The sequence below is a fragment of the Domibacillus sp. 8LH genome, from assembly GCF_038806185.1.
GTDB lineage: Bacteria > Bacillota > Bacilli > Bacillales > Domibacillaceae > Domibacillus > Domibacillus indicus_A.
This window is the reverse complement of sequence record NZ_JAVJNG010000004.1, coordinates 151544-173544: the sequence shown is the minus strand read 5'-3', so window position 1 is coordinate 173544 and position 22001 is coordinate 151544. Positions and strand designations below refer to the sequence as shown.

The window sequence follows — 22001 nt, the reverse complement described above, 5'->3', positions numbered from 1 at the left end:
TGTTCGTTCCTCCTCCATCTTTAGAATCGTGGCCGTTATGCTTTCCTGCATACAATAAGAGCGCAATACCGGGTAAACAGCGGATGGACCATCACTGATTGGTCATGCCTTTACGTAGGATGTGGAGTTGACGGTGAAAATATTTAAATTTATTTTGTTTTTTGCTTTTTAAGGATTCAGGGGTTTGGGCAATAAAAAAGGCCGGCCCTTTGTTTGAAAGGACCGGTCTTTTTTATCAATGAGTCAGTATAAAACGGATCCGGAAAAGAAAAATAAAGAAAAGAATGCAGCTGTTGTATTAATGGGATGATGAAACAATTAAATAAATGGAATCCAGAGGAATTACACGTTGCTTTTTTTTAGCTGTGACAATCGTAACTGTTTCTTCATCCACTTCATGAATGTGGCCCGATATGGCTTTTTTGGATAATACAATGTTTACCTTTTTGTCGATGTATCCTAATAAGAAAATAGGAAGTGTCATTTTAAAGAAAAGGTGAATCAATTCAGGAGAAGAAGCAACTGTTTCCCCGAATTTAAACGTAAGTGCACGTCGAAGTGCGGGATCAATGTCAAGCAAAGCCGGCTCTTTTTCAAGTCCGGGATGACGTGTAAAGGACTTGATCGATTGTATTTTTGAAAAAGGAATGATTATTTCATGCTCTTTTTTCTTTAAGAGCACAAAATTACGTCCAGCCAGCTGAACACGCCCGGATTGCTTGTAAACAAGCACACGGCTTTTAGGTGATGTTGTCTGCGGCAGCTTGTTTTTGCCGGCATGCGCTTTCGGCCGGACAGCCCGTCTTTTTCTGCGCTTTCTCGCTTCCAGCTTTTTCTTAAATAAACTTTCTCTACTGTTTTTTATTTTTGTTCGATTAACTTTTTTAACAGCCCGCTGGCCTGCTTCTCCTTCACGCGTAAGCACAACTTCTGCCCACTGGCCGACTAATCCTTCAAATGATACTCTTCGTCCTTCCTCCGACTGTTCGTTCGACAAAGCAAGGTTAAGCAGTAATGCGTTCGTTTCATCAATTTTGGCTTCGAGCTCCTCCTGCTCTCTCTCGGGGAGACAGGAAGGAGGCGATGGAAAAGCCGGCCTGTTTTCGCTCTTTGAACAGTCCTCTTTATGGCTAAAAGAATCATCGAAATGTGAATGTTCCTGCATGGAGTCACTTCCTTTTTGCTCAAGCTTTCCTTTTTGTCGCGCGTAAAGAAACAACGTTACTCTTTCTTCATATCGTATGTGATCATTTTTCACTGGTGACTTGGAAAAACAATTCTATTTTTTTCTAAAAAAGGGGACGATAGTTTATTCGGATTTACTAGTTAAGCATAGGATGATAGTAGACTGTGAGAAGCAGATGAAAGCAGCAAAACGGTTTACAGCCTGCGCTTTTCTCAGTCCAAATACTTCACTGTAATAGGAAAGGAGGAGAAATATGAGTATACTAAACTGTCATTGTAACAATTTTGGAAAAGACCATCATCATTCCTGCGGCTGCGGCAAAGGCCATTCTTTCAGCCAGTTTCATTCGCACAACCACCACCAGCATCACGATTTCCCGCATCATGATTTCCAGCATCACGGTTTATGCAGCCGCTGCGGACATGGGCATGTGAACCATCATTTTATGGACAGATGTTTGTGTGACGATCGTTTCCGCATCCGCTTGAGCGGGTTAAGAAGCAGCATGGCGTTTCGTTTCCGTCAGCTGATCGGTGAGCGGGTTAAGGTTGTCCTTGAAGAGGAAAAGATTGTTCAAGGGAGAATTACTTTTGTAGGCAATGATTTTATTGAGATTGTTGTGAAAGTGAAAAAAGAGAATCATAATCATGGGTTCAAGAAAAAAGTGTTCCTTATCCAATTTGATCAAATCAAATGGGTAGAACGGCTCGATAAATTTTGCTGACAAGCTCTATGAAAAAAGCGGTATTCCTTCTGGAACACCGCTTTTCCATGTGAAAAGGAAACAAGCCGTTTAATGTTATCAATGTCAATGAGATAAAGGCGGCAAATGGGGCTGTACTTTGCTGTGAACCCGGATGATTCCCCACATTCCCTGCTCGATATCCCAGCGAATATTGCCGGACCGGTACATATAATCTCCCGGATAGTTATACGTTCCTCCAGCACCGCCAATTAAAAGCAAATCTTCAGTAACACCTGGCACCATGTGGCCGGTGTATGAATCAATACGGGATTCAATATCTCTCGGGTCAAATTTCCAATTGTGACCGTGCAGATGGAATGTATGGGCCCTTCTGCGTTCGGACGGATTAGTGAGCCGGATTACGATCGGATCGCCAGGATACGCTTCAAAAACAGGTGTAGCCGGATCACCGTGTACCTCTGAGCTAAATAAATCACCTAAAACAGGATGTTTTCTAAAGCGGTTAATTAATCGTTCTGTCCTGTAATTGAATCCGCGTGACCCGAAATCATAGGTGTCTACTTCATCGTCTTCAGGATCAGGTTCTGGAATGACGCCGTCAAGCGGATCGATAATGACTTTGCCGTGTTTATCTTCTAAACGAACACCGTCATGCATGATCAAAACAAATTCTCTAAATCCACCCTCGTTAAACGGATTCTTGAGAACGACGTTTGTGCCCGTCTGGACAGGTTCCAGCGTATAAGGATCATGATATGTTGTGAACCGCGGTTCCGCGATAAAAGCGCCAAATGTCCCAAAGGAGCGGTGATTCCGTAAATCGGCCATATCCCACATCGCGCAGGTACCCATGGCATCCTGTACATGCCAGCGATATGTGATCGTTTCGCCAGGTCCCACCGTTTGATCGGGATTAAAACCGACGGTGCCGCCGCTTGAAGTGGTCACATCATAATCAAGCATATTGACATGCAGGGAAATCCGCAGGGACGGCGGGTAAAAAGCCTGTTCTTTTACTGGCGGATAAGGATGAATGCCATCCGGGAACGGGAATAAGTCAAACTTGAGCCTGCTGGTTAAGGTAACTTCGACTAAATCACCAGAATTACCTCTAAGCACAAGCGGCTCCGGATTTTTTCTGCCGCACACGATATCTTCTACGTCTTCTTCTAAAGCAAACACAATTCCGAATGGATCATGGTCTCCGAATGAGTTGTATAAAATCGATGTTTGAAAAGCGACGACACTGTACCGGCGAACCGGCGCATTTTGTGCTGCTTCAGGCGGCAGGGTAGACTGCGGATCAGCAGGAGCCGGCGGCTTTCCGGTTACTTCAGGCAGCGGCCGTGTTCTTGGTTCCGGCAAAGGCTGATCGGACAGCGGAATGAGATGGTCTACTTCCTGATCATACGCACGAATCAGTCCCCACGTGCCGTTCCATATATCTTCTTCTGTTTCAAAAGCCCACAAATAATCGCCGGCTCTTGGAATGTCTATTTCAAACGTAAAAGACTCTGAAATGCCAATATGCTGCTGTGACCGGATCTGGGAATCATTGCTGGGCCGCTCTGATCGCCACCTTAATCCATGTAAGTTAAAGCTGTGCGATTCCTCATGGGCACCCTGCAGCAGCCGAATGCGGATAGAATCTCCCTCATAAGCCCGGAAAACAGGAGTGAGAGGATCTCCATTTACATAAGAGCTGAAAGAGTAAGCAGGGTCACAGTCTTTCCCAAGCCGGAACTGCAGCGGTTCATTTTTATAATTGACCGCAAAAATACCGGGATCATCGGGTGAGCCGGGAAACTGAGGCGGCTGAATCGGGCAGCCGTCTTTATCAAATAAAAAAGCAAAATCCTGTACAAACAGTGCAAAGTCACGATAATCAGGGATAAGCGGATGCCTGACGGTTATTTCGGCTCCCTCATCTGTTTCTTCACCTGTTTTAGAATCTAAAAATTGAGAGAAGCGAGGCTGCACGACAATAGTTCCAAAAATACCATGCTGCTGGTGGGAAACAGGATACAAATGATCATGGACAAAAAAGGCTTTTAATTCCGTTTCGGCAAAGTACTCATACCGAATCGTTTCGTTTGGCAAAACAGAGCTGTCATAATTCCAGCCTACGTTGGCGCCGTCTGCTACGAGAACATCAAATTTTACGAAATGAATATGGAATCCGGTCTCGTACGTCCGGGTCACCAGCTGAAAAGCGTCTCCATCCAAAATATGAGGGAGGCGATTGGTAAAGTTGACTCGAATACACGTATTAGCTGCTACATGCAGGACGAGCGGCTCCGGCTCTTTTTTTCCGGACAGCACATCATCCAGGTCTTCATCCCGCACATATATTCTTCCTTTTGGGTCGTACCAGCCTTGTTTATTATAAACAATCGGCAGCTCGATCACTGATATATTGAACTCCTCGACGACCGAATTATTCATGCACGGATCTGTAAAAACAGCTCCAGGCCTTGCATTTGGGATAGCGGCATTTCTCTCAAGCTCGGTCATGTCCCGTCCGCCGACAATGCCGAGAGGAGGGCGGGGTGCCTTGCAGCCAACTTTTCCAGGAATAAAGTTCGGGAATCCCGGCCTTTCTTTTGTTGGGCGCGGCGGGCAGGGACGGTCCGGCAGCGGCTGAAGCGGGGCGATCGGTGTGCCGTTTGGATAGCATTGGCTCCCGTCCTGCAATGTATCAAAAATCCGGTTCAGCCCCCACATCCCGGCTTCAAAATGTGGATACAAATGACAGTGAATGATCACATCCCCGATTGTGCCAGGCAGACTCCCGAGTCCGTATAAAGGCTGCACACTGTAGTGAGACTGAGGGCTGATCGCCTGTGCATCCACAAATTCAGACTGAACATTACTCGGGTCTCTCAGCCACTGGTGCGCATGGTAGTGGAAAACGTGTGTTTCTTTTGAAGCCGCATGAATCAAGCGGATGATAGCCGGGTCATCCCGGTAACCGCGCAAAATAGGCGTTGCAGGATCACCAAACATCCAGGAATCGTGATGAACCTCCTCGCCTTCAACCTCGGGGGACACAACGCCTTCTTCCACTAGCTTCAGGCGGTTATGAAGCGGTTCATACCGGTAATTCACACCGTGAAACGATTGAGCTTCTTGATTGGTCATGGGGTTAAGCGGCCGGTTGCCGGTTAAATCATCCACTTCCATTTCATCATGGAAAAACCATGCATATTCACGGAAGGAGGGAAGAAAAGGGTTGTGGATATCGGCAAACACGCCGCTGTTGATCGGCCCGCCTGTTACAGGATCGGTCCACCAGGAGCCTCTTTTTTCAACGAGCAGCGTACCGAAAAGGCCCTGGATACTGGAGCCTTCTTCGGTACTGGATACATTGCCGACATCGGTGAAAAAGCAAATTCCTTCAAACGTAGCCTCCAGCCTGTACAGAAGCTGTTCTCCGCATTCAGCCAGTGAGCTTGGATTAAAGCCAACGTTGGCTCCGTCTGATGTTAGTACATTGTAATCGATATCCTGAAAATGCATGCCCGCTGCAAAAGGAAGCTGATTTTCAAAGAGAATTTCAACAGTATCCCCTTCGTTCGCCCTGATTGTCAGCGGCTGCACCAGGTCTACCGGGGTAAAAGGTTTTTTGCGGATCAGCTCTTTTACCTTTTCTTCGTTTTCCTTCAACACATACATTTGTCCATCAGGGTTATGGTCGCCAAAATTGTTTACCACCATCCGGATGGGAATCGCGACTACATGATAACGGCGTATCATTGTTTTCCTCCTCGTTACAGCATGTCATTTAACTCTGGGATGCGCGGATCACCGGGAAACTCAATATAAAACACTTCGATATTGTCAATATGAATGAGCCAGTTCCGATTTTCAAGCTGGGCAAAATGGGTCGTTTCGACTGCAAGCTCCACCTGGTCTCCTATCAAGGAAACAATTTCACCGATAAACATAAAGGGATAGGAAGGGGTCAATATAAAAGCCCTTTGGCCAATGGATGCCCTGAAGTATTCCACAAGAGCCGTATCATGCATAACATTATGGGAATTTAAACTGGAAGATCTAGACGTCATTCTTCTGCACTTCCTTTCTTCCTGGCTTTAAATAAGCGGGAACCGTTCATTGCAATCAAAACAAGGTGTCAGCTGGGCAATTTTTTCAAGAGGAATGGACAGCGGCAACGGAAACTGGAAAAATGGCGCATTTAAAATTTTAATGGTGACCGGATCAATTGTCAGGTGGCTTCTCTCTACTTCAACAATCGGTCCGCAAAAAATAGGCCTGAATGTTTGGCCGAGCAAATTTAGTTGAGACGCTTCGGTAATAATTAATACACTTTGGCCTATCAAACTAGTCAATTCTTCAAAAAATTCATCATCCTCTTCTTCATCTTCTTCATCTTCTTCCTCATCCTCTTCATCTTCTTCTTCTTCTTCTTCCTCTTCTTCTTCTTCTTCTTCCTCTTCTTCTTCCTCCTCATTCCCCTCTCGGTCTTTTTCCTCCTCCTCTTTTTTATCGTTTCCTTGTTCTGCTGCATGTTCCTTTTCTTCGGTATTGTCCTCTGATATCTCCAGTTCTTTATTCGTATTTTCATTTTCCACGGCAATTAGGTTTTCATCTTTTTTTTCTTTCTCATCCCGTTTGTTGCTCATTCTATCTCTCCTTTACTAAAAGAATCCGCAGGCAAGACATGTGAAGGCTGAGGCAGTGGGAAATGGGAAACACATTCACCTAAAATATTCGGGAAAGCCTTGTTACAATTAATGGAAAGAGGCTTATGTAACGTATGCTTTGAATTGTAACAATATGCGCAATATCAATTTCGTGCTTTTCCTTCCAAAAAGATAGACGGAGAGTTTGGCTGTCTATATCCTTCATTTTTCCGAATAAAGTTTTTTTTTCAGTCTCGACCTTCACCCATAAGTACTTCCAGGAATTCAAATTTGTTAAAAGTGTTTCCTCGTAAAACTGCTGAATGAGTATATCTCTCGCGGCAACGGTCTCACCAAAATTGGAAAGTAAACGCTGTTTTAGCTGATTATCATAAATAAGGTTTTGGTGGGTAGTGGAATAAAGAGGAATACCTGTTGGAATATTAGCGGATTCAATTGCTTGAAAAGGAATCCAAATCCGCTCTTTTGCATTTGTGAGCATCACAAAATCACGGCCAACCGCATTCACTTTGCCCGTTGTTTCAACAACTTGCCCACTGTTTTTCAGAAAAACGATTACCTGCTGATTTCGTCTCATCTTAAAGAATTTTTTCAGTATTAAAAACTTTCTTTTTTGAGGAGCAGATTTTGCGATCTGCAGCAGATTCGCCTGTTCTTTGTATTCAGTAAACAAGCGTATTTCTTCTGTAGGCGCTGCTCCAGCAGGAGAGCTGAATCTTTCTTTTGTTTCGTCTGTTTTGCTTTCAGTTCGCGGTTCCTGTTTTCTTTTTTCGAGCAACGCGGAAAGGTATTGATCAAATCTCATATGGGTTTTCATTATGTTCCCCCTTATGCCAAACTACAGAAAATGTATATGTACACGCAGAATGATTATTCTTATAAAAAACATCGAGGACAGCAGGGTGTTTTTTGTACTCTGCTGAGTGATTAACTTTAAAAAATCAGTAAAAATGGTTAGATGCATTATACGGGGCTGTAAGTACGTTCATACGATATAGAACCAAGAAAAAACTTGGAATAAATAGGGAGGGGGGTTAACGAATACATGGGTAGTTGGAAATGTTATCATTGCAAGTCTAAGAATGACGATAAGGTAAAAAATTGCAAACGTTGCAATGCTTATTATTATAAAAAGGAGGAAAAGGATATGGAGTGTAAAAAGCAAAAACACAAAAAAGTATATACGTCGGGGCCTATTTCGAATGCGGCAGCAGGGGCTCAGGTCGCCCAAGAACTATGGGTATCTGCCACAAACTTTGACAAAGATTCTGTACAGGTGAAAGTAGAAGTATTGAACTGGGGCGACCCGGCTATTTCTGCTGGACTTATGACTACACCTGTTGGTATGGCTGTTCCAATGAAAGCGATGGCTGTACCGGTCATGCCGGCAGAAAAAACGAAAATTCCATGCCATCAGACGCAGCACTTTTTTGCAGACTTACTAAATGGCGGTCCTATGGCAACGCCGGTTCTTTCATTTGAAATTCGCATCACAGTCATCAGTAAGGATCCTGATGCAAAAGTTGTTTTCAATGCTGTTTCTTACAGCGCAGAAGCAGAAGCAGCAGAGCCGGTAGAAGAAATCGACGTGCTAGGACTGGAAGAAGAAGAAGAAGAGCCGGCAGCAGGCGCAGCCGTAACAGCCGCTGTATTCTCATTCAAAGATTTTGTTTTGCTGGAAAAGAAGTAAAACAGCATTATGAATATTTTGTAAGACCCCTGAGCTAGAAGGGGTCTTATTTGTGTGAGCAAGAGATATCTGTTTAAGAATACGCATAGCTATAAAAAGTGAAAATTGCAAAGAAAGTTGTTTTTATTAAATTATTCAGCCTGTGAAAGTGAGGTGCAAGAATGAAGGAAGTTACTCTGCTGTATCTTCTAACTATAGACATACTATTATGCAGTATTCTATTCGTGTATGTATTTCGCCGGAAAAAATGGGTAGGCATTCAACTTGGAATGAATATCAGCCAGGTGATGGGCGGAGTCGCGGCTCTGCTGGCTGGGATTGTTTTGATTTTGGCCTTTCCTTTTCATTTTTCGCTGATTACAATCGCTTCCGCTGCAATCGGTGCTGCAGCAGGCGCAGCGTTTGGGCTGCTTTTTGATTATCAAACCTGTTTAGCTGGAGTAACAAACGGCTTCATGATTGGCATTATGGCTCCTATGCTGGGATCAGTACTAGATATGCCAGGCCAAATCATTTTGTTCGTTCACGGTCTCTTTTTGTTCTGCTTCCTTTTTATTATTATCTCTATTCAAAGGTCGTGAGGAAATTGCTATTCATTTTATTATTAAGCAGCTGGAATGGAGTTGAATTATATCGCATTTATCATTTATTGAAGAAAAAGCGGCTGCTTTTTGACGATCATTTTACACTTGTCATTTGTATGACTATCACGATGCTGACTTCCTTCCTTTTTAGTATGTACTTGATTTTGCTTTTTCCAGGCTTTTATGGCGCTTCTTTGCTTTTCGGGGCAGGGGTTGGCTGGAATTTTGGCAAATTGCTGCGAAATCCAGCTCAATTGAATGGGTTATATAATGGAGCAATCGGAGGCGCAATGGGTACGATGCTTGGTGCTGTTCTGCAGAACCCGGCTTTATGTAGAATACCGGTCGAATCAGCTGCCGCTATGGATCTGTACACTATTCCATTTGCTGCTGCCTGCTTTTATGCCTGTATTCTGTTATCTATTCGCTATTCACTTCGCATGTAGAAAGGAGAGTAGGTGAGGTGCGATGAAGAAAGTTTTGCTCGCCGCTGTGGCTGTTATAGGGTGTGTTTTCTCTTATTATATTTGGGTTTCTCTGTCAGATCTGCCTAACCTAGGCCAAGTGAAAGAATCTTCTCTCCAAGAGGTAAGCGGGAATACTTTTTCGACGAATGGGAAGCCGGCGCTTGTGTCGTTTTTTTACACCAAGTGCCCGGATGTCTGTCCCTTTACGATACAGGATTTAAAAAAGCTTCAGCGGGCATTGGAGGAAAAGGGAATAGAAGAGGAGCAGTATAGTATCTTATCTGTTACGCTTGATCCGGCGTTTGATACCGTCCCAGTCATTTTGCAATATAAGGAAGCCTTTGATATTCAATCATCAAACTGGCTGTTTCTGCGCGGCACTGAACAGCAAACGAGAGAATACGCTGAGCAATTTAACATGGTATATGAAAAAAGCGAGGAGGGCGTCATTACGCATTCAACTTCCATGTATATGGTAGACGCGGACGGCCGGATAAGAGCCATTCATGATATGGCATCGGGCAACAAAAGAGTGGATATTGAGAAAGCAGCCGCCCATCTTATACAGTTAATCGAATAAAAAAGTCAGCCCAAATAAATTATTTGGGCTGACTGGGATATCATTTACGCTTTTACCCATTCTGTTTCTAATTCGATGCCTGCTGCTCTCATCATTGTCATCAACGGGCACCGGGCATCGGTTTTTTCTTGTAGTTCTGCAAGGCGTTCTTCCGATTCGCTTGTGGAAACCTTTGCTTTAAAGGAAACTTTTTCAAAAAACACTTGAACTCCTGGCTCTCCCCGCATACCGAGCGGATCAAGTACGCCTTTTACATCCATTTCCATGGATTGAAGGTCAAAATTCATTTCCTGTGCTACCATATACGCGATAATGTTTTCGCATCCAGCTAAAGAAGCGAGAAGATAAGAAAGGGGATCGGGGCCTTCGTCGGCCCCGCCGACTGCCGGCGGCTCATCCAGTATGATCGTATGCTGCTTTGATTGAATTGTCGTTTTTAATTTTTCCGTCGTACCGGTTACATGAAAAGTCATTTTATCTTTTAAATCCATGTATCGATCCTCCTGTTGTATGGCATGCCTGTATAGCTTGCCGCAGTTCGGAAAATTTAAACGCAAAATCCGCCGGCCACGCTTATCGAATGAGCTTAATGAGAAGTTGTTTTTAAGCCGGCGGCCCAGTTTTCTGCCGCAAAGTCCCCATTTATTTTTACAGCTGCCTCATAGCCCTGGCTTGCTGCACCGACCAGGCTTGTAAAAGTGTTTTTAGCATCGCCAATAATAAACAAATCCTTGATCTCTGTTTGTCCGTGCTGTCCGGTCACATATTCATGTTGATCATTGAGCCGAATGCCGAGCCGGGCGGGAAGAGAAGAGCCTTGTCGTTCTCCGGTAGAAGCCATAAAGCCGCCGGTGCGGCGGATGCTGTCCCCATTTTGCAACACCACATTTTCCAATTGTCCATCCGTCGACTGCAGGTTAGCAATAGGTGTTTCAATCAGCGGAATATTGTAATGCATGAGCTGTTTCTTTTCTTCTGCTGTGATTCCAGCCGGCCCGTTGGAAAAAACGATTAAGTCTTTACTCCAGTTGAAAATGAGTTTAACGAACGGTAAAAGAGCTTTTCCGTCTGCAAAAAGAGCAATGGGATCGTGCTGCCGTTCCCAGCCATCACAGTATGGACAATGAAAAACCGTTTTTCCATATACTTTATCAAGCCCCGGAATATCGGGCAGGTGGTCCTTCATCCCGGTTGCGAAAATCATCTTCCTGCCGGAAGCCATTTTTCCATTTCTGGTTTTTACCATAAAGAGGCCATTTTTTCGTTCAACATCTTCCACGACATCCTTTATAAAAGTAACATTTGGATACGTTTTTAGTTGTTCTCTGGCAATTTCGCGAATCTCATCCGGGCTGGCTCCGTCCCTTGTTAAAAAACCGTGCGATCTTAGTGTGGCACTGTTTCTGGGCCTGTCTTCATCAATCACAAGCACTTTTTTCAAAGACCTGCCCAAAACGAGTGCCGCATTTAAACCGCCCGGTCCGCCGCCTGCAATGACAACGTCTACGTGTTCATTGTCCATGATTTTGGCCTCCGTTTAGTGTTGTATTATCGTTTCGCCTGTTCCCTGAATAGCGCAGGATCAAACGTTAAAACGAAGTATGATACCATCCGCTTTGGTCATACTAAGGACCAGGAGGTGTAAGCAAATGGCGAAAGACGTTCTTTGTGAAGTAAACAACTGCAAATACTGGGGTTCTGGAAACAAATGTAGAGCAGAGGCCATTTACGTGGTGAGTCATAAAGGCAAGCAGGCCTCCAACCAGGAAGAAACTGACTGTAAAACATTCGTACCAGAAGTGTAAAAATGGAGGGGCAGCCATCTGGCTGTCCTCTTTTTTAGTATTGATAATTGCTTTCTTTTCATACATAGATGCACATTATTTTTTTACATGCCGATTTGGAGGAGAGGGATAAACTTTTGCTTTTGTTGGTTGATTCACATGCGGAAGTGGTATGATACTAGAAAGAACCAGAAATGAAAGGGGACTTCTTGTATCATGCGTGAATTACAAAAAGAAATCATTGAAGAGCTGCAAGTACAGCCGCAAATCGATCCACAAAAAGAGATTCGCCGAAGCATTGATTTTCTTAAAGACTATCTCCGCCAGTATCCTTTCCTGAAAGGATACGTGCTCGGAATTTCTGGGGGGCAAGATTCCACGCTTGCCGGGCGCCTTGCGCAGCTCGCAGTGGAAGAGCTTCGTGAAGAAACTGGCAAGGATTATACCTTTTATGCCGTCCGCCTTCCATATGGAGTCCAAAAAGACGAGCCGGATGCACAGGCTGCTATGGACTTTATTGGAGCGGATGAGCGTCTGACGGTTAATATTAAAGGAGCGGTGGACGCCAGCGAAGCGGCCGTTGAAGCCGCCGGCATTGAGATTTCCGATTTCATAAAAGGAAATGATAAAGCGCGTGAGCGAATGAAAGTGCAGTATGCGATCGCTGCAGCAAAAGGAGCGGTAGTGATCGGAACGGACCATTCTGCGGAAGCTGTTACCGGCTTTTATACAAAGTTTGGTGACGGGGCAGCCGACGTTGTTCCGTTGTTCCGTTTAAATAAGCGCCAGGGCCGTTCTATGCTGAAGGAGCTCGGTGCACCGGAACATTTGTATATGAAAGTGCCGACTGCTGACCTTGAAGACAACAAACCGCTGATCCCAGATGAAGTGGCGCTCGGTGTAACGTATGAACAAATTGATGACTATCTTGAAGGAAAAGAAATTCCAGCTGAGGCAGCTGAAAAGATCGAGGCGCATTTTACAAAAACGCGCCATAAACGCCATCTTCCGATTACAGTATTTGATGATTTCTGGAAAAACTAAAACTTTCCGGCTGACGCCGGAAAGTTTTTTTATGTGAACAAAAAATGATGTAAACGGTATCCGCCGCAGAACAGGGCATGTTTTTACTTTTTGAATTTTCAATAAACAGAACAATGCCTTGACCGGCTCCATTGAACCATATAAAATGAGGTCAAAATGTGTGAACACGAACAAAAAATAGATAAATGTTTCCGATAATACGGAATTGAAGGGAAGAGAGTAAAATCATGACAGGAAAATCAGAATTGCAGCACCAGGAAATGATTCTTGTACTTGACTTTGGAAGCCAGTACAACCAGCTGATCACACGTCGTATTCGTGAATTTGGCGTATACAGCGAGCTTCATCCGCACACTATTACAGTTGAAGAAATCAAAGAGATCAATCCGAAAGGGATTATTTTCTCGGGCGGCCCAAACAGTGTATACGCAGATGACGCCTTTCACTGCGATGAGCGCATTTTTGACTTGAATGTGCCGATTTTCGGTATTTGCTACGGCATGCAGCTGATGACAAAACACTTTGGCGGTACAGTTTCAAAAGCATCGCACCGTGAATACGGAAAAGCCGCTATTACCGTTCAAAATGAGTCTGCTCTATTTACAGACCTTCCGAACGAACAGGTTGTCTGGATGAGCCATAGTGACCTTGTAACAGAAGCACCGGCTGGTTTTACAGTTGATGCGGTAAGTCCGTCATGCCCAATTGCTGCAATGAGCAATAAAGCTGAAAACCTGTATGCAGTTCAATTCCATCCGGAAGTAAAGCATTCCGTATACGGAAACGATCTTTTAAAGAACTTTGTATTTGGTGTATGTAGCTGCACAGGCGACTGGTCTATGGAAAACTACGTTGAAATCGAAGTGGAAAAAATCCGCCAAATCGTCGGCGATAAAAAAGTGCTTTGCGCGATGTCCGGCGGTGTAGATTCATCTGTTGTAGCGGTTTTGATCCATAAAGCAATCGGCGATCAGTTAACATGTATTTTTGTTGACCACGGCCTTCTTCGTAAAGGGGAAGCTGAGCAGGTTATGGATACATTTGCTAACGGCTTTAACATTAATATTATTAAAGTTGATGCGAAAGAGCGCTTTATGAACAAGCTGGCAGGCGTATCAGATCCAGAACAAAAACGGAAAATTATCGGTAACGAGTTTATTTACGTTTTTGATGATGAAGCATCAAAACTTGAAGGTATTGAATTCCTGGCGCAGGGAACACTTTACACAGATATCATCGAAAGCGGTACAGCTACGGCGCAGACGATTAAGTCGCACCACAACGTAGGCGGACTGCCGGAAGATATGCAGTTTAAGCTGATTGAGCCGCTTAGCACGCTGTTTAAAGATGAAGTTCGCGCGCTTGGAACAGAGCTTGGTATTCCAGAACACATCGTTTGGCGCCAGCCGTTCCCAGGTCCTGGACTGGGCATCCGTGTGCTTGGAGCGATTTCAGAAGAAAAATTGGAAATTGTTCGTGAATCTGATATAATTTTGCGCGAAGAAATCGCCAATCATGGTCTTGAGCGTGAAATTTGGCAGTACTTCACTGTACTTCCGGACATCCGCAGCGTAGGGGTTATGGGAGATGCACGCACATATGATTACACAGTCGGTATCCGTGCCGTAACATCCATTGACGGTATGACATCAGATTGGGCACGTATTCCATGGGATGTGCTTGAAGTGATTTCTACGCGTATTGTCAACGAGGTCGCACACGTAAACCGCGTTGTGTACGACATTACGAGCAAGCCGCCTGCAACAATTGAGTGGGAATAAACGAACAAAAAACATAAAAAAATACTTTTCGTTCGTGTTTTGTATTGACGAACGAATGGTATATCAGTAAAATGAAAGAGTACATTATTACTTTTACATGCATCGTATATCGTCGAGAATAAGGCTTGACAGTTTCTACCGGACTGCCGTAAATAGTCCGACTACGAGTGAATGGAAAGAGAATGTCTCTTTCTATATTCCTTTGTTAGTCGTACCCGGAGCATCCACTGTTCCGGGTATTTTTCGTTCGTATATAAGATCGAAGGGAGAAAAAAGAATGAGAAAGTTTTTCCAATTGGATGAACTTGGCACTACGTACCGCCGTGAAATTATTGGCGGATTGACAACATTTTTGTCTATGGCGTATATTTTGGTCGTCAATCCGATGACGCTATCGCTGCAATCCATACCGGATTTACCGGATGCGATGCGCATGGACCACGGATCCGTTTTTGCAGCTACAGCTATTGCGGCTGCAGTTGGATCACTGATTATGGGACTTTTAGCGAAGTATCCAATTGGTCTAGCGCCGGGAATGGGACTTAACGCATTTTTTGCTTATACCGTTATGCTGACATATGAAATTCCATGGCAGACAGCACTGACAGGTGTTTTATTTTCGGGACTTATTTTCATTGCCCTTACACTGACCGGGCTCAGGGAAACCATCATTAATGCCATTCCAATTGAATTGAAATATGCTGTTGGGGCAGGGATTGGCTTATTTATCACATTTGTTGGTTTTCAAAATGCCGGTATTATTGTGAATGATGATGCTGTTTTAGTTGGTCTAGGAGATATCCATTCTGCGCCGACTTTGTTAACGATTTTTGGTTTAATCATTACCATTATCATGATGACAAAGGGTATTAACGGAAGCATCTTTTACGGGATGCTCATTACAGCAGTAGTTGGCATGATTTTCGGCCTGGTAGAACTGCCGACCAAAATTGTTTCTGCCGCTCCAAGCATTGCACCGACATTTGGTGTGGCGCTTGAAAACATTTTTCAAACACCGGGTGACATTTTCACACTGCAAATGCTTGTTATTGTCTTAACGTTTTTATTTGTAGACTTCTTTGACACGGCCGGCACTCTTGTAGCCGTTGCAAACCAGGCAGGATTAATGAAAGACAATAAACTGCCCCGTGCAGGCAGGGCGTTAATGGCAGATGCCTCTGCCACAACAGTGGGTTCACTGCTCGGTACGTCCACGACAACAGCGTATATTGAATCTTCTGCCGGTGTAGCGGTAGGCGCACGAAGCGGACTTGCAGCAGTGGTAACAGGAATTCTTTTCTTGCTTTCGTTGTTTTTCTTCCCGCTTTTGTCCGTCATTACAACCCATGTAACAGCTCCGGCTATTATTATTGTTGGGGTGCTGATGGTATCCGTACTCGGTAAAATTGATTGGACAAAATTTGAGATTGCCGTTCCTGCTTTCTTCACGATTATTGCAATGCCGCTTTCTTACAGTATTGCAACCGGGATTGCAATGGGCTTTGTGTTCTATCCGATCACGATGCTTATTAAAGGACGCGGAAAAGAAATCCATCCAATTATGTATTTCTTATTTGTTGTATTTGTGCTTTATTTTGTATTTTTAAAATAGTTCCAAAACACCTCTCTGCCAAACAGAGAGGTGTTTTTTTGCGTCGCCCTCATGCTATACTGTAAAAAACAAAACAACGGGGATGTGCCATGGAGAAATTTTTTGTGAAAAAAGTATTAAACAACAATGTGCTCATTGCAGCGTCAGATGATAAAACAGAAGTTGTACTGATCGGCAGAGGGATCGGCTTTGGCCGGCAGCAGGGAGACAGCATCGTGCGGAGTTCGGTGGAAAAGCTGTTTGTGTTAAAGGACCGGAGCGAGCAGGAGCAGTATAAAAAGCTGCTGCCTCACTTGGATGATGAAACGTTGAAGGTCATTATCGCGGCAGTGGAACTCATTCGTGAGCGGGTAGGGGAAACGCTGAACGAGCACATTCACGTCGGTTTGACAGATCACCTGTTGTTTGCGGTAAATCGTATGATGCGCGGCATGGGCATTAGCAACCCGTTTTTATTGGAAACGAAAGCGCTCTATCCGTTTGAATATGAAATAGCAGAAGAGGTTACAAAGCTGATTAACAGCAAGCTGACGATTAAACTGCCAGAAGGAGAAACCGGTTTTATTGCTCTTCATATTCATAGTGCGATCGCCAATAAAGATGTGAAAGATTTAAGCCGTCACTCTGAGCTCATTGCGACATTAGTTGGAATGATTGAATCTCAGCTTGAGGTGGAGCTGGATAAGGAAAGCATTGATTATATGCGCCTTGTACGCCATATACGATATACGATTGAACGGGTGGTCCGCGGGGAAAAAGTCGAAGAACCAGAAAAAATTGCAAACCTATTGAAAGCGGAATATCCTGTGTGTTATAATTTGTCGTGGAAGCTGATCAAAGTGATGCAGCAGACATTAAAACATCCCGTGTATGATGCGGAAGCGGTTTATTTAACGATGCATCTGCAGCGGATACAGACAAAAATGAAATAATTACATTGTTCTTTACGTGTTACTGATACGATCAGGCATGAGTAAAGGAGATACAGGGAAAATAGGGGTTTATTCGGACTTCTATTTTCTGATGTCTTCTTTTCTCATGCCTTTTTTCGTGCTTGTCTGTCTGATTCATCTTTGAAATGCACATACTATTCAATATAGAGGAGGAAACACACATGTTTAAAAAGCTTTTCGGTGTGCTTCAGAAAATCGGCAAAGCACTTATGCTGCCTGTTGCGATTTTGCCGGCTGCCGGACTTTTGCTTGCGTTTGGTAATGCGCTGCAAAACCCAGCTTTAACTGATTTAGCACCGTTTTTAACAGCTGACTGGATTGTTACAGTCGCGTCTGTTATGGAAAACTCAGGTGACATTGTTTTCGGAAACTTGCCGATACTCTTTGCGGTCGGTGTAGCAATTGGTCTTGCAGGCGGTGACGGTGTTGCCGGTCTTGCGGCGATCGTCGGATATTTAATTATGAACGCCACAATGGGGACAGCACTAGGCTTGGAGAGAATTGCTGTTCTAGAAGGCGGCGACCCTGCTTATGCGCTTATTCTTGGAATTCCATCCCTGCAAACCGGTGTATTCGGCGGGATTATCGTGGGAGCGATTGCCGCTTTCATGTACAATAAATTCTTTAACATTGAATTACCATCATACTTAGGATTCTTTGCAGGCAAACGGTTCGTTCCGATTGCAACAGCGGCTTCAGCAGTAATTCTCGGTCTTCTTATGATTGCGATCTGGCCGCCAATTCAAAGTGGCTTAAATGCCTTTTCACACGTACTGTTAGAAGGTAATCTTGCCCTATCTGCTTTTATTTTCGGTGTAATTGAACGAAGCTTAATTCCATTCGGTCTGCATCACATTTTCTATTCACCATTCTGGTATGAATTTGGCCAGTACACAACGGCGACGGGTGAAATCGTTCGTGGTGACCAGCCAATGTTTATGGCGCAGATTCGGGACGGTGTTGAAAACTTAACAGCTGGTACATTTATGACTGGTAAATATCCATTCATGATGTTCGGTCTTCCGGCAGCAGCGCTTGCAATTTATCATGAAGCGCGTCCGGAGCGTAAAAAAGTAGTAGCCGGCCTTATGGGTTCTGCTGCATTAACATCTTTCTTAACAGGGATTACAGAGCCGCTTGAGTTCTCATTCTTGTTCGTAGCACCTGTTCTGTTCGGAGTTCACGCGATTTTTGCGGGTCTGTCATTTATGACAATGAACTTGCTGGATGTAAAAATTGGTATGACATTCTCAGGCGGTTTGATTGACTATACACTATTCGGTCTTTTAAACCCGCAAACAAATGCGTGGATTGTTATTCCAGTAGGTCTTGTATTTGCGGTTATTTACTACTTCGGTTTCCGTTTTGCGATCCGCAAGTTTAACCTTGCAACACCAGGACGTGAGACAGAAGATGCAGATAGTGAAGAGGGACCAGCAGTTGTAGCCGGTGATCTTCCATACGAGATTCTGGATGCGATGGGCGGAAAAGAAAACATTGCGAACCTTGACGCATGTATTACACGTCTTCGCGTATCTGTAAATGATATTGGCAACGTTGATAAAAAACGTTTGAAACAGCTTGGAGCAGCAGGCGTCCTTGAAGTGGGCAACAACATCCAGGCTATCTTTGGACCGAAATCAGACGGCCTGCGCCACCAAATGGCGGACATTATGAAAGGCAACAAGCCTCGTCCAACAGCAACCGTAAAACCGGACCAGGAAACGCAAAAAGAAGTGGAAAACGCGGCACCAGCTGCAATCCGTAATGATGTAGAAGATAAGTTTGTAGCACCTATTTCAGGTGAGCTTCTGCCAATTACAGAAGTACCGGACCCTGTTTTCGCTGGAAAAATGATGGGTGACGGCTTTGCAATCAAGCCAAACGATGGTACAGTCGTATCTCCGGTAAACGGTAAAATTATCAACGTCTTCCCGACAAAGCATGCGATCGGTATTAATGCGGACAGTGGACGCGAAATCTTGATTCACTTCGGTATCGATACAGTAAAGCTGAACGGGGAAGGTTTTGAAGCCCTTGTATCAGAAGGTGATGAAGTCAAAGCAGGCCAGCCGCTTCTTAAAGTGGATCTGGACTACATTGCAAAAAATGCCACATCGACGATCACGCCGATTATTTTCACAAACCTTGCAGAAGGTCAATCCGTAACGGTTGAAAAGCCGGGAACGGTGAAAAATGGCGACGAGAACATCATCACTATTAAATAAGAAGCAATCTGCCTCAGCCGATCATTCGGCTGAGGCTTTTTTAATGAGCGCCAATATGGTAAACTGCCGGAAAAGAGGAGTGAATCACCATGATGGATAATGCGTTATTAATGGTTGTTATTATTTTGCTGATCAATATTGTATACGTTTCATTTTTTACGATCCGCATGATTTTGACTCTGAAGGGCTATCGGTACACAGCAGCTTTTGTCAGTACGATTGAGGTTGTCATTTATGTTGTAGGTCTTGGACTGGTGCTCGATAACTTAAACGAAATTCAAAACTTGATTGCTTATGCGGTCGGCTACGGTGTGGGAGTGATCGTTGGCATGAAGATCGAGGAAAAGCTGGCGCTTGGATATATTACGGTGAATGTGATCACAAAGGAATATGATAAAGACCTGCCGAAGCAATTGCGCCAGGAAGGCTACGGAGTGACCAACTGGGCAGCGAACGGGCTTGAAGGCGAACGGATGGCGATGCAGATTTTGACGCCGCGTAAATATGAGCTGAAGCTGTATGAGAAAATTAAAGACCTTGACCCAAAAGCATTTATTATTGCTTTTGAACCGAAAACTATTCATGGTGGCTTCTGGGTAAAACAAGTGAGAAAGGGAAAATTGATGCAATGAGCAAAAAAAAGAATTTTTACGTGCAGGAAAACGAAACGATTGATGAGTGCCTTGAACGAATGAAGCGTGAAGGCTATATGCCGGTGCGGCGGATGGAAAAGCCTCTTTTTGAAGAACGGAAGGAAAACGGGGAAACAATTCATGTGCCGATTGGTCGTGAAATCGTCTTTGAAGGAAAAATAATGACTTAAATACGAACATTAAAATATAAGTGATAAATATCGTTCGATTTTTTGTTGACAACCCCTTCGATCGGTTGTTAATATGTAGAGGACAAATAAAGCACCTCATATAATAGCGGGAATATGGCCCGCGAGTTTCTACCGGCCGCCGTAAACGAGCCGACTATGGGGAAAGCATTCGTACTCTCGATCGACTACGGGCGAATCGCTTTCTCCTTTTTACCGGAGAAGCGGTCTGCCCGTTTTTTTATGTAAAAAAATCTCACAATGGAGGATCAAGATGACGATTGAAGTTGGCGTTATTATGGGAAGCACATCAGATTGGGAAACAATGAAGCACGCATGTGACGTACTCGATGAACTTGACATTCCCTATGAAAAGAAAGTGGTGTCCGCACACCGCACCCCTGATTTGATGTTTGAATATGCCGAAACGGCACGGGAGCGAGGAATTAAACTAATCATTGCGGGAGCAGGAGGGGCTGCTCATCTGCCAGGCATGACGGCAGCAAAAACGACTCTGCCGGTTATCGGCGTCCCTGTTCAGTCAAAAGCGTTAAATGGACTTGATTCTCTTCTTTCTATCGTTCAAATGCCGGGCGGTGTACCTGTTGCTACAACAGCGATTGGCAAAGCCGGTGCAACCAATGCCGGTCTGCTGGCAGCGCAAATTTTGTCGATCGCAGACACAGGTGTAGCGGCGCGGTTGGACAAGCGCCGGAAGGAAACGGAAAAAATGGTCCTCGAAAGCAGTGATCAGCTTGGCTAGAAAAATCATTGAACCGGGAAAAACAATCGGCATCATCGGCGGCGGACAATTAGGACGTATGATGGCACTGGCCGCTAAAGAAGCGGGCTTTCGCATCGCCGTTCTTGAACCGGCAGAAGGCGCCCCATGCACGCAGACAGCGGATATCGTCATCCAAGCGCCTTACAATGACCAGGACGCACTTCAGCGCCTGGCACAAGTAAGTGACGTGATCACCTACGAATTTGAAAATATCGATTATGAAGGCTTAAAAGAGCTGATGAACACGGCCCATATTCCTCAGGGGGCAGAGCTGATTCGCACTACGCAAAACCGCGTTTACGAAAAAGAAGCGATCTCGAATGCAGGCGTGCCGGTTGCCCCTTATCGGGTGATTCGGACCGAGTCTGATCTGCTGGAAGGAATCGAGGCACTCGGCCTGCCGGCTGTACTGAAAACGGCAACCGGCGGATATGACGGCAAAGGGCAGTTTGTGTTAAGAGAAGTGAACCAGGCAGCAGAAGCAGCCAAGCTGCTTACGCACGGTGACTGTGTACTTGAACAATGGATTCCATTCCAAAAAGAAATATCCGTCATTGTGACACGAAATCCAGAAGGGGAAACGACATTTTTCCCGGTAGCGGAAAACATTCACGTAAATAACATTCTGCACGAATCAATTGTACCGGCCCGTATTTCGAAAGAAACCGAGCGAGCTGCACATGAGGCAGCAGAGAGCATTGCATCGGCGCTGTCCCTTGTCGGCACCCTGGCTGTTGAGATGTTCGTAACAGAAGAGGGCGGCATTTACATTAATGAATTGGCACCGCGGCCGCACAACTCCGGGCATTATACGATCGAAGCGTGCGGAATCTCCCAGTTTGGCCAGCATATCCGCGCTGTTTGCAACTGGCCGCTTAAAAGCACAGCGCTTTTAAAGCCAGCTGTCATGGTCAATGTGCTCGGTGAACATGTAGAAGGTGTTGTGAGCGCCATTGTAGACAAGCCTGAATGGTCCATTCACTTATACGGAAAAGACGAAGCAAAAGAAAAACGGAAAATGGGGCATGTAACCATTTTGACGGACAATATCAACGAAACCTTAACCGAAATCCAGGAAAGCCGGATTTGGACAAAATAAACGACGATTAATCGGA

General features: G+C 44.6%; 22 protein-coding genes and 2 riboswitches. Of the genes, 15 read left to right on the top strand and 7 right to left on the bottom strand.

Annotated elements, in window-relative coordinates; genetic code table 11:
- Positions 1–298 precede the first annotated feature (298 nt).
- Entirely contained in the window at positions 299–1165 is an 867-nt protein-coding gene (locus RG959_RS09145; RefSeq protein ID WP_342796828.1) for an LSm family protein, read from the bottom strand.
- A 274-nt stretch (positions 1166–1439) separates the two neighbouring features.
- Between RG959_RS09145 and RG959_RS09140 the strand changes: the two genes are divergently transcribed.
- The gene (locus tag RG959_RS09140) at positions 1440–1910 is read left to right on the top strand and encodes a hypothetical protein (protein ID WP_342796827.1); all 471 of its coding nucleotides are present in this window, start codon (positions 1440–1442) and stop codon (positions 1908–1910) included.
- Positions 1911–1994: 84 nt separating this feature from the next.
- Here the strand turns inward: RG959_RS09140 and RG959_RS09135 are convergent, their stop codons facing one another.
- From RG959_RS09135 to RG959_RS09120, 4 genes are all read right to left on the bottom strand, one after another.
- On the bottom strand, positions 1995–5648 hold the full coding sequence (locus tag RG959_RS09135) for a multicopper oxidase domain-containing protein (protein WP_483298868.1): 3654 nt from the start codon (positions 5646–5648) through the stop codon (positions 1995–1997).
- A gap of 14 nt (positions 5649–5662) precedes the next feature.
- A complete protein-coding gene (locus RG959_RS09130) occupies positions 5663–5959 on the bottom strand; it encodes a hypothetical protein (RefSeq protein ID WP_342796826.1) in 297 nt (98 codons plus the stop codon).
- 27 nt (positions 5960–5986) lie between these two features.
- The gene (locus tag RG959_RS09125; protein WP_342796825.1) at positions 5987–6538 is read right to left on the bottom strand and encodes a hypothetical protein; all 552 of its coding nucleotides are present in this window, start codon (positions 6536–6538) and stop codon (positions 5987–5989) included.
- A gap of 79 nt (positions 6539–6617) precedes the next feature.
- Complete coding sequence (locus RG959_RS09120; protein ID WP_342796824.1) at positions 6618–7376, bottom strand: hypothetical protein; 759 nt, start codon at positions 7374–7376, stop codon at positions 6618–6620.
- Between the two features lie 330 nt (positions 7377–7706).
- On the opposite strand from RG959_RS09120, the gene RG959_RS09115 reads away from it, so the two are divergent.
- The 4 genes from RG959_RS09115 to RG959_RS09100 all read left to right on the top strand — a co-directional run bounded on the left by RG959_RS09115 (position 7707) and on the right by RG959_RS09100 (position 9880).
- Positions 7707–8249 (top strand): hypothetical protein, encoded by a 543-nt coding sequence (locus tag RG959_RS09115; protein ID WP_342796823.1) that lies wholly within the window; start codon positions 7707–7709, stop codon positions 8247–8249.
- A gap of 161 nt (positions 8250–8410) precedes the next feature.
- The gene (locus RG959_RS09110) at positions 8411–8830 is read left to right on the top strand and encodes a hypothetical protein (protein WP_342796822.1); all 420 of its coding nucleotides are present in this window, start codon (positions 8411–8413) and stop codon (positions 8828–8830) included.
- Positions 8831–8835: 5 nt separating this feature from the next.
- Positions 8836–9279, top strand: coding sequence for a hypothetical protein (locus RG959_RS09105; protein WP_342796821.1), 444 nt, complete (start codon positions 8836–8838; stop codon positions 9277–9279).
- A gap of 22 nt (positions 9280–9301) precedes the next feature.
- On the top strand, positions 9302–9880 hold the full coding sequence (locus RG959_RS09100; protein WP_342796820.1) for an SCO family protein: 579 nt from the start codon (positions 9302–9304) through the stop codon (positions 9878–9880).
- Between the two features lie 44 nt (positions 9881–9924).
- Here RG959_RS09100 and RG959_RS09095 read toward each other — a convergent pair whose 3' ends face one another.
- Both RG959_RS09095 and RG959_RS09090 read right to left on the bottom strand, forming a co-directional pair.
- Positions 9925–10371 carry an OsmC family protein gene (locus tag RG959_RS09095; protein WP_342796819.1) on the bottom strand — a complete coding sequence of 149 codons (447 nt, stop codon included), beginning with the start codon at positions 10369–10371 and terminating at the stop codon, positions 9925–9927.
- 95 nt (positions 10372–10466) lie between these two features.
- Positions 10467–11402: an NAD(P)/FAD-dependent oxidoreductase gene (locus tag RG959_RS09090; RefSeq protein ID WP_342796818.1), complete on the bottom strand. Its 936-nt coding sequence runs from the start codon at positions 11400–11402 to the stop codon at positions 10467–10469.
- 127 nt (positions 11403–11529) lie between these two features.
- Here RG959_RS09090 and RG959_RS09085 point away from each other — a divergent pair, with 127 nt between their 5' ends.
- The 10 genes from RG959_RS09085 to purK all read left to right on the top strand — a co-directional run bounded on the left by RG959_RS09085 (position 11530) and on the right by purK (position 21985).
- Entirely contained in the window at positions 11530–11685 is a 156-nt protein-coding gene (locus RG959_RS09085) for a DUF1540 domain-containing protein (RefSeq protein ID WP_315693171.1), read from the top strand.
- A 195-nt stretch (positions 11686–11880) separates the two neighbouring features.
- Positions 11881–12708 carry an ammonia-dependent NAD(+) synthetase gene (gene nadE / locus RG959_RS09080; protein ID WP_251272669.1) on the top strand — a complete coding sequence of 276 codons (828 nt, stop codon included), beginning with the start codon at positions 11881–11883 and terminating at the stop codon, positions 12706–12708.
- 227 nt (positions 12709–12935) lie between these two features.
- The gene (gene guaA, locus RG959_RS09075) at positions 12936–14489 is read left to right on the top strand and encodes a glutamine-hydrolyzing GMP synthase (RefSeq protein ID WP_342796817.1); all 1554 of its coding nucleotides are present in this window, start codon (positions 12936–12938) and stop codon (positions 14487–14489) included.
- 82 nt (positions 14490–14571) lie between these two features.
- A riboswitch (purine riboswitch) is annotated at positions 14572–14673 on the top strand.
- Positions 14674–14766: 93 nt separating this feature from the next.
- Positions 14767–16101, top strand: coding sequence for an NCS2 family permease (locus RG959_RS09070; RefSeq protein WP_342796816.1), 1335 nt, complete (start codon positions 14767–14769; stop codon positions 16099–16101).
- A gap of 89 nt (positions 16102–16190) precedes the next feature.
- On the top strand, positions 16191–17033 hold the full coding sequence (gene glcT / locus RG959_RS09065) for a glucose PTS transporter transcription antiterminator GlcT (protein ID WP_342796815.1): 843 nt from the start codon (positions 16191–16193) through the stop codon (positions 17031–17033).
- Positions 17034–17215: 182 nt separating this feature from the next.
- Positions 17216–19282, top strand: coding sequence for a glucose-specific PTS transporter subunit IIBC (ptsG, locus tag RG959_RS09060; protein WP_342796814.1), 2067 nt, complete (start codon positions 17216–17218; stop codon positions 19280–19282).
- An 89-nt stretch (positions 19283–19371) separates the two neighbouring features.
- Positions 19372–19914, top strand: a complete 543-nt coding sequence (locus tag RG959_RS09055; protein ID WP_242233950.1) for a DUF2179 domain-containing protein — start codon at positions 19372–19374, stop codon at positions 19912–19914.
- On the top strand, positions 19911–20105 hold the full coding sequence (locus RG959_RS09050) for an NETI motif-containing protein (RefSeq protein ID WP_315693165.1): 195 nt from the start codon (positions 19911–19913) through the stop codon (positions 20103–20105). The genes RG959_RS09055 and RG959_RS09050 overlap by 4 nt, the downstream gene beginning before the upstream one ends.
- 76 nt (positions 20106–20181) lie before the next feature.
- Positions 20182–20282, top strand: a riboswitch (purine riboswitch).
- A 94-nt stretch (positions 20283–20376) separates the two neighbouring features.
- A complete protein-coding gene (gene purE, locus RG959_RS09045; RefSeq protein WP_342796813.1) occupies positions 20377–20865 on the top strand; it encodes a 5-(carboxyamino)imidazole ribonucleotide mutase in 489 nt (162 codons plus the stop codon).
- Positions 20858–21985, top strand: coding sequence for a 5-(carboxyamino)imidazole ribonucleotide synthase (gene purK, locus RG959_RS09040; protein ID WP_342796812.1), 1128 nt, complete (start codon positions 20858–20860; stop codon positions 21983–21985). Before purE ends, purK begins: the two co-directional genes overlap by 8 nt.
- Positions 21986–22001: the final 16 nt, after the last annotated feature.

What these genes read in the sequence shown, in the direction of transcription:
- RG959_RS09050 (WP_315693165.1), top strand. Translation starts at nt 19,911, where the DNA reads ATGAGCAAAAAAAAGAATTTTTACGTGCAGGAAAACGAAACGATTGAT.
- guaA (WP_342796817.1), top strand. Translation starts at nt 12,936, where the DNA reads ATGACAGGAAAATCAGAATTGCAGCACCAGGAAATGATTCTTGTACTT.
- RG959_RS09100 (WP_342796820.1), top strand. Translation starts at nt 9,302, where the DNA reads ATGAAGAAAGTTTTGCTCGCCGCTGTGGCTGTTATAGGGTGTGTTTTC.
- RG959_RS09130 (WP_342796826.1), bottom strand. Translation starts at nt 5,959, where the DNA reads ATGACGTCTAGATCTTCCAGTTTAAATTCCCATAATGTTATGCATGAT.
- RG959_RS09145 (WP_342796828.1), bottom strand. Translation starts at nt 1,165, where the DNA reads ATGCAGGAACATTCACATTTCGATGATTCTTTTAGCCATAAAGAGGAC.
- ptsG (WP_342796814.1), top strand. Translation starts at nt 17,216, where the DNA reads ATGTTTAAAAAGCTTTTCGGTGTGCTTCAGAAAATCGGCAAAGCACTT.
- RG959_RS09125 (WP_342796825.1), bottom strand. Translation starts at nt 6,538, where the DNA reads ATGAGCAACAAACGGGATGAGAAAGAAAAAAAAGATGAAAACCTAATT.
- purE (WP_342796813.1), top strand. Translation starts at nt 20,377, where the DNA reads ATGACGATTGAAGTTGGCGTTATTATGGGAAGCACATCAGATTGGGAA.
- RG959_RS09140 (WP_342796827.1), top strand. Translation starts at nt 1,440, where the DNA reads ATGAGTATACTAAACTGTCATTGTAACAATTTTGGAAAAGACCATCAT.
- RG959_RS09110 (WP_342796822.1), top strand. Translation starts at nt 8,411, where the DNA reads ATGAAGGAAGTTACTCTGCTGTATCTTCTAACTATAGACATACTATTA.
- RG959_RS09135 (WP_483298868.1), bottom strand. Translation starts at nt 5,648, where the DNA reads ATGATACGCCGTTATCATGTAGTCGCGATTCCCATCCGGATGGTGGTA.
- RG959_RS09070 (WP_342796816.1), top strand. Translation starts at nt 14,767, where the DNA reads ATGAGAAAGTTTTTCCAATTGGATGAACTTGGCACTACGTACCGCCGT.
- RG959_RS09055 (WP_242233950.1), top strand. Translation starts at nt 19,372, where the DNA reads ATGATGGATAATGCGTTATTAATGGTTGTTATTATTTTGCTGATCAAT.
- RG959_RS09090 (WP_342796818.1), bottom strand. Translation starts at nt 11,402, where the DNA reads ATGGACAATGAACACGTAGACGTTGTCATTGCAGGCGGCGGACCGGGC.
- RG959_RS09120 (WP_342796824.1), bottom strand. Translation starts at nt 7,376, where the DNA reads ATGAAAACCCATATGAGATTTGATCAATACCTTTCCGCGTTGCTCGAA.
- RG959_RS09095 (WP_342796819.1), bottom strand. Translation starts at nt 10,371, where the DNA reads ATGGATTTAAAAGATAAAATGACTTTTCATGTAACCGGTACGACGGAA.
- nadE (WP_251272669.1), top strand. Translation starts at nt 11,881, where the DNA reads ATGCGTGAATTACAAAAAGAAATCATTGAAGAGCTGCAAGTACAGCCG.
- RG959_RS09115 (WP_342796823.1), top strand. Translation starts at nt 7,707, where the DNA reads ATGGAGTGTAAAAAGCAAAAACACAAAAAAGTATATACGTCGGGGCCT.
- RG959_RS09085 (WP_315693171.1), top strand. Translation starts at nt 11,530, where the DNA reads ATGGCGAAAGACGTTCTTTGTGAAGTAAACAACTGCAAATACTGGGGT.
- glcT (WP_342796815.1), top strand. Translation starts at nt 16,191, where the DNA reads ATGGAGAAATTTTTTGTGAAAAAAGTATTAAACAACAATGTGCTCATT.